Raw genomic sequence first — 8,370 nt, 5'->3', positions numbered from 1 at the left:
TTTTCGACCTGAAGTTGATCAGATGTCCAATGAGGCAACCGTTCCAGCCTAACGGTCAGACTCCACAGAGTCAAGAACCAATTTCGAGGCTGGAGTGTTCAAGCCAGGCGCTCCTCGTACAACCTCGTTTCCGGATCCTCGTTTCCAGCCTCTGAGCTGGGCGTTTGGCACCCGGTCGGTGTCCGTGTCGCTCTGACCTGGACTAAGTTACGCCCAGGAAAACGCGAATGCAAATCGCCTGGTGAGCGCCGCGTCTGCGCAGGTCGCCGACCCCCGAAACAACAAGATCGCCGGGTCGGGGCACGGTTTTGTGACCCAGCTCTCGGCGATCTTGTTTTCGTATCGGTCCGGCGAATTACGAACCCGCGCGGCGCACGCCGGCGAAGTTCTTCTTGCCCCGGCGCAGCACCAGCCAGCTGCCGTGCAGGTAGTCGGCGTCGGCCGGGGTCCACTCCAGATCGGCGACCTTCTCGTTGTTCACCGAGACGCCGCCTTCGTTGACCGCGCGGCGAGCGGCGCCGCGGCTCTCCGACAAACCGGCCGCGACCAGCAGATCCACAATGGTGTCGCCGGGCTTGGCCTCGGCGACCGTGCCGTCGACGGCCGCCTCGGTGAGCGCCGCACCCAGGGTCGGCTCGTTCAGCTCGCGAAGTTCACCGCGACCGAACAGCGCCTGGCTGGCGAGCTGCACCGCGGCGGTGTTCTCCGCGCCGTGCACCAGGGTGGTCATCTCGGCGGCCAGCCGGCGCTGCGCCTCACGGGCGTGCGGGCGTTCGGCGGTGGCCTGCTCCAGCTCGTCCAGTTCCTCCTTGGACAGGAAGGTGAACCAGCGCAGGTAGCGGACCACATCGGCGTCGGCGGTGTTCACGAAGTACTGGTACCAGGCGTAGGGGCTGGTCATCTCCGGATCGAGCCAGAGGCTGCCGCCGCCGGTGGACTTGCCGAACTTCTTGCCGTCGGCCGAGGTCACCAGCGGCACGGTGAGGGCGTGCACGTGCGCGCCGTCGACGCGGCGGTTGAGCTCGACGCCGGCGATGATGTTGCCCCACTGATCCGAGCCGCCGACCTGCAAGGTGCAGTCGTAGTTGCGGCGCAGCTGCAGGTAGTCGTTGGCCTGCAGCAGCATGTAGGAGAACTCGGTGTAGGACATGCCGTCGGATTCCAGGCGGCGCTTGACGGTGTCGCGGGCCAGCATGACGTTCACCGAGAAGTGCTTGCCGATATCGCGCAGGAAGGAGACCGTGCTCAGCGGGCCGGTCCAATCCATGTTGTTGGCGATGACGGCCGCATTGGGGGCGTCGCCGAGGTCGACGAAGCGCTCCAGCTGGGAGCGGATGCGCCCGGCCCATTCGGCCACGGTGTCGGTGGAGTTCATGGTGCGCTCACCGACATCACGCGGGTCGCCGATGAGACCCGTTGCGCCACCGGCCAATACGACGGGGCGATGGCCCGCGCGCTGGAAACGCTTGAGCGCGAGCAGCGGGACCAGGTGCCCGGCGTGCAGGGAGGCGGCGGTCGGGTCGAAACCGGCATAGAGGGTGATCGGGCCCTTGGCCATCTCGGCGCGCAGGGCGTCGAGGTCGGTGGACTGCGCGATCAGCCCGCGCCAGGTCAGTTCGTCGATGATGTCGGTTCCGCTCACGTTCACCCATCTTTCCGCACGTAGATATGCGCGGCTGCGGGAGGCCGCACATACGAAGGTCCGCCGCCGATTGTGATCGGCGGCGGACCTCGGGTCGAGGCAATATTCAGGTTGTCCCTGGGACTAGCGCTTCACCAGGGAGGTGAAGTCGGCGCGGCGCTCGTAGGCGATCCAGGCGAAGACGACCGCCAGGACCAGCGGGAAGGGGGCGAGGGCGGGGGCGTCGAGCAGGAAGGCCTGGGTGGCGGCGGCCAGCACGGTGGTGATGGACAGGCCGGCGGCGGCCGGGGCGGTCAGGCGGGGCACCAGCAGGCCGATGCCGCCGGAGATCTCGACGACGCCGGTGAAGTAGCGGAACCAGTCGCCCCAGCCGATGGTGTCGAAGGCGTGCACGGCGTCGGACTGGCCGACCAGCTTGGGCAGGCCCGAGGCGATGATGAAGAAGAGGGCCAGCACGATCTGCAGGGTCCACAGCACGCGATTGCGGGTCTTGCCGGTGGCGGCGGGAGCGGTGGCGGCGGTCTGGGCGGGGGCGGCGATGGCGGTCATGGCGAGTGTCCTTACGGGGCTTGGGTTTCGGTCGGTACGGCGCGCTTGCCGGTATTGACGGAGCCCGGTGCGGAAACTCATCGCGATCGCGGAAGAAATTTTCTCCCTGACCATAACTGGTGGTCGAGCAGGGTTTTCGGGCCGCGGGTCAGCGTTCGAAGGCGTCCTTCAGCGCGGTGAGGTGGACACGGCTGGCGGTGGCGGCGGCTTCCGGATCGCGGGCGCGGATGGCGGCGTACAGGTCTTCGTGCGCGGTGTGGTCGGCCTTCGGATCGGCCATCGGGCGGATGCGCAGCATGTCGATCATGGCGTGCCGCAGGCGCGGGACGAAGGCGTCGAACATCTGGCTCAGCACGTCGTTGTGCCCGGCCGCGACCACGGTGCGATGGAATGCGGTGTCGGCGTCCACGAGTCGTTCCAGCACCTCCCCGGCTTCGGCGCGGGCGGCCAGCGCGGTCAGCATGGCGCGCAGATCGGCGGGGGTGCGGCGGCGAGCGGCGAGCGCGGCCCCTTCGGCTTCGATGGCGATGCGCGCCTCGATCACCGTGACGATGTCGGCCCGGCGCAGCACCGTGTCCCAATCCTCGGCGACATCCAGCGCGGTGAGGAAAACGCCCGCGCCCTGGCGGCTTTCGAGCACGCCCTTGCCCGCGAGTTCGCGAATGGCCTCGCGCAGGGTGGAGCGGCCGACGCCGAGCTGCGCGGACAACGTGGTCTCCCCGGGCAGTTTGTGGCCGAGCGCCCACTCCCCCGCGCGAATCCGGCCGAGCAGTACCTCGGCGGCCTGGGCGGCGAGCGGGTGCCGCTGGACCTGCGCCATACCTCTCCTACCTCTCTACTTGTCTGAGGAGTTATTGCCCTCTAGTCTAGGCCACATGCATACGGGTGCCCTGCTTCTCCTTCGTCGCCGCGACGGGGTCTGATCGACCGGCGCCCCGTCCGCGGGTCGATGTGCCGCGCCGGTCCTCTCTCACCGACGCGAAGGAATTCCGAGCATGACCACGTCCACGACCTGGAATCGCCAGCAGCCCTCCCCCATGCCCTCGCATCGTTACCGCGATGTGTACCAACGAGTTTCGGTTCCGCTGACCGATCGGCGCTGGCCGGGCAATCGCATCGCCGAGGCGCCGCTGTGGGTGCCGGTGGATCTGCGGGACGGCAATCAGGCGCTGGCCGAACCCATGGATCCGGTGCGCAAGCGCCGGTTCTTCGAATTGCTGGTCGCCATGGGCTACAAGGAGATCGAGGTCGGGTATCCGAGCGCCTCGCAGACCGATTTCGATTTCGTGCGGTTGATCGCCGAGGAGGGCATCGCGCCCGCTGATGTCGCCATCGTGGTGTTCACGCCCGCCCGCCGGGATCTGATCGAGCGGACCGTCGAATCCATTCGCGGCATCACCAATCCCGTGGTGATTCACATGTACATCGCCACCGCGCCGGTGTGGCGGGACGTCGTACTGGGCGTCTCGCGCGCGGGCGTGGCCGACCTGATCATGGCGGGCGGGCGCGACATTCTGGAGCTGGCCGGGGATATGCCCAATGTGCGCTTCCAGTTCTCGCCCGAGGTGTTCATGGCGACCGAACCGGATTTCGTGCTGGACGTGTGCGATCGGATCACCACGCTGTGGGATGCCACCCCCGAACGGCCGGTGACCTTGAATCTGCCCGCGACGGTGGAGATCGCGACGCCGAACGTGTACGCGGACCAGATCGAGTACATGCACCGGAATCTGGCACGGCGGGACAGCGTGATCCTGTCGGTGCATCCGCACAATGATCGCGGCACCGGGGTGGCGTGCGCGGAGCTGGCGGTGCTGGCCGGCGCGCAGCGGGTGGAGGGCTGCGTGTTCGGCAACGGCGAGCGCACCGGCAATGTGGATCTGGCGACGCTGGCCTTGAATCTGCATGCGCAGGGCGTGAATCCGGGCATCGACTTCTCCGATATCGACGCGGTGGCGGCGACGGTGGCCGAATGCACGCGCATGCCGATTCATCCGCGCCATCCGTACGCCGGGGAGCTGGTGTACACGGCGTTCTCGGGCACGCATCAGGACGCGATCAAGAAGGGGTTCGCCGAGCATCGCGAGCGGGCGGCGCGCTCCGGGCAGCCCGAGCGTGAAATCCCTTGGGAGGTACCGTATCTGCCGATCGATCCGGCGGATGTGGGCCGCACCTACGAGGCGGTGATCCGGGTGAATTCACAGTCCGGCAAGGGTGGCATCGCGTATCTGCTGGAAACCGAATACGGATTGACGATGGACCGGGCGACCCAGGTCGAATTCGCCCGGCACGTACAGGAATACACCGATCGCACCGGCGCGGAGGTGACGGCGCGGACCCTGTGGGAGCTGTACCACCGCATGTACGCGGCGAAGTAGCGGCGGCTATCCCGCGGCCCGCGGTGCGCGCGGGCTGCGGCGGTAGGCCGAGACCGCCGGGGAATCCGGCAGCCACAGTCGCCACGGCCGGTCGGCGGCCAGGCTGACGCCGACCCGGGGGCCGACGGAAACGGCTGACAGATCGGTGATTTCGGGCCCGAGCTCGAGCCGGATGGGCGATGCCGGATCGAAAAGCGCGGTGCCGTAATCGTCCAGCGTGATCCCGAGCGCACTGCCGACATTACCGGGCCCGCGCGCCAGAGCGGCGTCGGTGCGGGCGGCCGGTCGCCGGGCCCGCGCCGCCTCGACCCCGGCGATGATCTCCCCCGCCCGGATCAGCACCGCACTGGCCACCCCGTCCGGGCCGGTGGTGACGTTCACGCAGGTGTGCATGCCGTAGCTGAAGTACACGTACAGCACCCCGGGCGGCCCGAACATGGCCGCGTTCCGGGGCGTGCGGCCGCGCCCGGAATGCGCGGCCGGGTCCGGCCACGGCCCCGCCGGGTCACCGCCGTACGCCTCGACCTCCACGATCCGCATGCCGACCGGCCCCGACCACAGCGTCGCGCCCAGCAATCGCCGGGCGGCGGCCAATGGTTCGACGGCGAGTTCCTCGGCTGACACGAGGGCCGATTCTGCCATCGCGGTACGGCGGTCCCGGCCGACGGGGCGGGCGGGGCTGATTCGCCTGCCGGTTCAGGATTCCGGCTCGTCGGCGCGGGCCAGCCCGGCCAGCTTCTGCGGATTGACCTGGAAGCGAATGTTTTCCATGCGCCCGTCGACCAGATCGAAGGTGAGCGCGCCGCCGCGGTAGTCGCCGAGCGTGAACAGAATGCTCAATTCGCCGTTGACCACGGCGGTTTCCAGTCCGAAGCCGGTCGAGACGGGTTTGGCCAGCACGCCGAGGATCCAGCGCGCCACATGATCGGGTCCGTGCAGCGGGCGGCGCGCGGCGGTGACGATGCCGCCGCCGTCGTTCCACAGCGTGACGTCCGGGGCCAGCAATTGCATGAGCGCGTTGAGATCACCGCCGTGGCAGGCCGCCATGAACTTCTCGGTGATCTCCGAGCGGGCTTCGGGATCGGCGTCGAAGCGCGGGCGGCGCGAGTGCACGTGATTGCGGGCGCGGTGCGAGATCTGGCGGACGGTGGCTTCGGGGCGGTCGAGGAAGCCGGCGATCTCGGCGTGCGAGTAGCCGAACACCTCGCGCAGCACGAACACGGCGCGTTCGACGGGGGCGAGGGTTTCGAGGACCACCAGCATGGCGGTCGAGACGGTGTCCGCCATTTCGGTCTCCTGGGCGGCGTCGGCCGCGGTGATCAAGGGCTCGGGCAGCCACGGGCCGATATAGGTCTCGCGGGTGGCCCGGGCGGAGGTGAGGCGGTTGAGCGCCAGATTGGTGACCGTGCGCACCAGGTAGGACTTGGGGTGTTCCACCGAATCCCGGTCCACGGCATGCCATTTCAGCCAGGCGTCCTGCAGGATGTCCTCGGCGTCGGTGACGGTGCCGAGCATTTGATAGGCGGTGCCGAAGAGCAGGCGACGGTGTTCGACGAAGGGGTCGATGTCGCGGTTCGGGGTTTCGGTCGTGCGGTCCTGCATGGGACTCATACCTACCGGTCTAGTTGGTTAGCGGTCCGAGTGGGGCCGGATTCGGGGGACTCCGGCCCCACCGCGGGGTTCACGCGGGCTTCCGCGTGGCGCGGCCACCGTTCGACAGCTGCGCGCGCACGGCCACGTGTTTGCTCATCTTGAAGGTCGGCACCGGGCTGCTCGACACGCTCTCCTTGTAGGCGACGGCGGCCTTGCCCTTCAGGTACCAGCGCTTCGGGCTGTCATCGGCATTGGTGAACTGGATGACCGCGTCGCGACGGCCCAGGCTGACGGGCTGGTGGAAGTAGCCGATCCGGAACGGCTTGACCTTCTTACCCTTCAATTGCCGGGCCAATGCCGCCGCGAGGTAGCCGGCGCTGGCCATCCCGGTCTGGCAGGTGCCGTGCACCTGACCCCAGGCCATGTAGACGGCGGCCGCATCGCCGACGGCGTGGATCTCCGGGTGTGAGATCGAGCGCAGAGTGGCGTCGGTGATGACGAGTCCCTTGGCGTCCGTGGCGATTCCGGCCTCGGCTGCCAGCGGCGACACCTTGACGCCGGTCGTCCACAGGGTCAGGTCCGAGGGCAGCAGTTCCCCGGTGTCCAGGCGCACCGCGTCGGGCAGCACCTTGGTGACCTTCACGCCGATCACCCGGATCACGCCCAGCCGGTCCAGGGCGCGGTTCAGGTGAGCACGCGCCTTCTCCCCCATCATCGCGCCGGGCTGTTCGGCGCTGACCAGGGTGACGGTCAGTCCCGGATGAGCTTCGGCGATCTCGGTGGCGGCTTCGATGCCGGTGAGCCCGCCGCCGCACACGGTCACCTGCCCGCGCTGCGCGGCCAGTTCGGTCAGTCGCAGCGAGAACCGGTGCGCCAGACGGGGATCGTTCAACGTCCAGGCGTGGTCTTCGGCGCCGGGCACCCGGGTGGTGTCGGTGGCGCTGCCCAGGGCGTACACGAGTTCGTCGTAGCGCAGCACCGCTCCGTCATCGAGGGTGATCGCGCGCGCCGCGGTGTCGATGGCGGTGGCCGCGGCCTGATGGAACGCGACCCCGCTGCCGGCGAGCAGATCCGGGATCCGGTGATCCGCCAGCTCCTGCCCGGCGGCGATCTGGTGCATACGCAGCCGCTCGGTGAAGCGGGCCGACGGGTTCACCAGGGTGATCTGTACCCCGGCCAGCTTGCGGGTGCGGCGCGCCAGCTGGATGGCGGCCAGCATGCCGGTGTAGCCGGCGCCCAGAACCACGATCTGTCGAATGGTGTTGTCGGCGTTCATGTCTTGCTCCCGTGTGCTCGTTCCTGCTGGGTCGGATATGGGACAGACGAGCCCCCGGGAACGTGACAATCGGGTGCTGTGACGCGGGTCACGGCGGAATTCCGGGTGCGGCCCGGCGGTTGAAACACCTGGTGGCGGGCCATCCGGTCCGCGAAAATAGTGTCGTTGGAGTGAGGTGTGATGGCCGTACAGGTCGAGATCTGGACCGATATCAACTGCCCGTTCTGCTACCTGGGCAAGCGGCGGTTCGAGGAAGCCCTGGCGGCTTTCCCGCATCGGGACGCCGTCCGGGTGGTGCATCGGTCCTTCGAACTGGACCCGTCGCTGCCGAAGGATCACAGCGATGCGGTGGTGCCGCACATTGCCGAGAAGTACGGGATCAGCGAAGCGCAGGCGGCGGCCAACGAGCGCGGCATCGGGGCGCAGGCCGAGGCGATGGGGTTGCCGTATGTCACCTCGGGCCGCGACTTCGGCAGCAGCTTCGATATGCACCGGCTGCTGCATTTCGCCCTCGAACAGGGCAAGCAGGAAGCGCTGCTGGATGCGCTGTACGCGGCGAACTTCGCGGAGCAGCAGCCGCTCTTCGGTGATGCCGAACGACTGGTGCGGGTCGCCGTCGATGCCGGGTTCGAGGAGGCGGCGGTGCGCGCGGTGCTGGAGGATCCGGAGGCGTTCGCCGACGCGGTGCGCAAGGACGAGGCCGAGGCGGCGCAGCTCGGTGCGCGCGGCGTGCCGTTCTTCGTGCTCGATCGCAAGTACGGGGTTTCCGGCGCGCAGCCGCCGGAGGTGTTCGCGCAGGCGCTGGAGCAGGCGTGGAGTGATCACGCACCGGAGCTGCAGATCGTCGCCGATGCCGACACCTGCGGCCCGGACGGGTGCGCGCTGCCCGAACGTTCCTGACCTACCCGCGATTCGGGCCCGGCGCACCACCG

7 protein-coding genes and 1 pseudogene are annotated in these 8,370 nt (G+C 68.5%); 2 read left to right on the top strand and 6 right to left on the bottom strand.

Features of this window, described 5'->3' with window-relative positions:
- Nucleotides 1-355 precede the first annotated feature (355 nt).
- From tyrS to NY1_RS28755, 3 genes are all read right to left on the bottom strand, one after another.
- The gene (gene tyrS, locus NY1_RS28765) at nucleotides 356-1,642 is read right to left on the bottom strand and encodes a tyrosine--tRNA ligase (RefSeq protein ID WP_067720114.1); all 1,287 of its coding nucleotides are present in this window, start codon (nucleotides 1,640-1,642) and stop codon (nucleotides 356-358) included.
- Nucleotides 1,643-1,765: 123 nt separating this feature from the next.
- Nucleotides 1,766-2,191: a DoxX family protein gene (locus tag NY1_RS28760; protein WP_067720033.1), complete on the bottom strand. Its 426-nt coding sequence runs from the start codon at nucleotides 2,189-2,191 to the stop codon at nucleotides 1,766-1,768.
- A 148-nt stretch (nucleotides 2,192-2,339) separates the two neighbouring features.
- Nucleotides 2,340-3,011 carry a FadR/GntR family transcriptional regulator gene (locus tag NY1_RS28755; protein WP_067720030.1) on the bottom strand — a complete coding sequence of 224 codons (672 nt, stop codon included), beginning with the start codon at nucleotides 3,009-3,011 and terminating at the stop codon, nucleotides 2,340-2,342.
- A 217-nt stretch (nucleotides 3,012-3,228) separates the two neighbouring features.
- On the opposite strand from NY1_RS28755, the pseudogene NY1_RS28750 reads away from it, so the two are divergent.
- Nucleotides 3,229-4,557 (top strand): annotated as a pseudogene (locus tag NY1_RS28750) (2-isopropylmalate synthase); the annotation flags it as partial.
- An 18-nt stretch (nucleotides 4,558-4,575) separates the two neighbouring features.
- Here the strand turns inward: NY1_RS28750 and NY1_RS28745 are convergent.
- From NY1_RS28745 to NY1_RS28735, 3 genes are all read right to left on the bottom strand, one after another.
- A complete protein-coding gene (locus NY1_RS28745; protein WP_084535500.1) occupies nucleotides 4,576-5,211 on the bottom strand; it encodes a DNA-3-methyladenine glycosylase in 636 nt (211 codons plus the stop codon).
- Nucleotides 5,212-5,265: 54 nt separating this feature from the next.
- Nucleotides 5,266-6,180 carry an RNA polymerase sigma-70 factor gene (locus NY1_RS28740; RefSeq protein WP_439956048.1) on the bottom strand — a complete coding sequence of 305 codons (915 nt, stop codon included), beginning with the start codon at nucleotides 6,178-6,180 and terminating at the stop codon, nucleotides 5,266-5,268.
- A gap of 70 nt (nucleotides 6,181-6,250) precedes the next feature.
- On the bottom strand, nucleotides 6,251-7,438 hold the full coding sequence (locus tag NY1_RS28735; RefSeq protein WP_067720023.1) for an NAD(P)/FAD-dependent oxidoreductase: 1,188 nt from the start codon (nucleotides 7,436-7,438) through the stop codon (nucleotides 6,251-6,253).
- Between the two features lie 180 nt (nucleotides 7,439-7,618).
- Here NY1_RS28735 and NY1_RS28730 point away from each other — a divergent pair, with 180 nt between their 5' ends.
- Nucleotides 7,619-8,338 carry a DsbA family oxidoreductase gene (locus NY1_RS28730; protein ID WP_067720020.1) on the top strand — a complete coding sequence of 240 codons (720 nt, stop codon included), beginning with the start codon at nucleotides 7,619-7,621 and terminating at the stop codon, nucleotides 8,336-8,338.
- Nucleotides 8,339-8,370 lie beyond the last annotated feature (32 nt).

Origin of the sequence: Nocardia yamanashiensis NBRC 100130, assembly GCF_001613325.1 — a bacterium.
GTDB lineage: Bacteria > Actinomycetota > Actinomycetes > Mycobacteriales > Mycobacteriaceae > Nocardia > Nocardia yamanashiensis.
The sequence above is the reverse complement of the archived record's forward strand: the minus strand, read 5'-3'. Positions and strand labels throughout refer to the sequence as shown.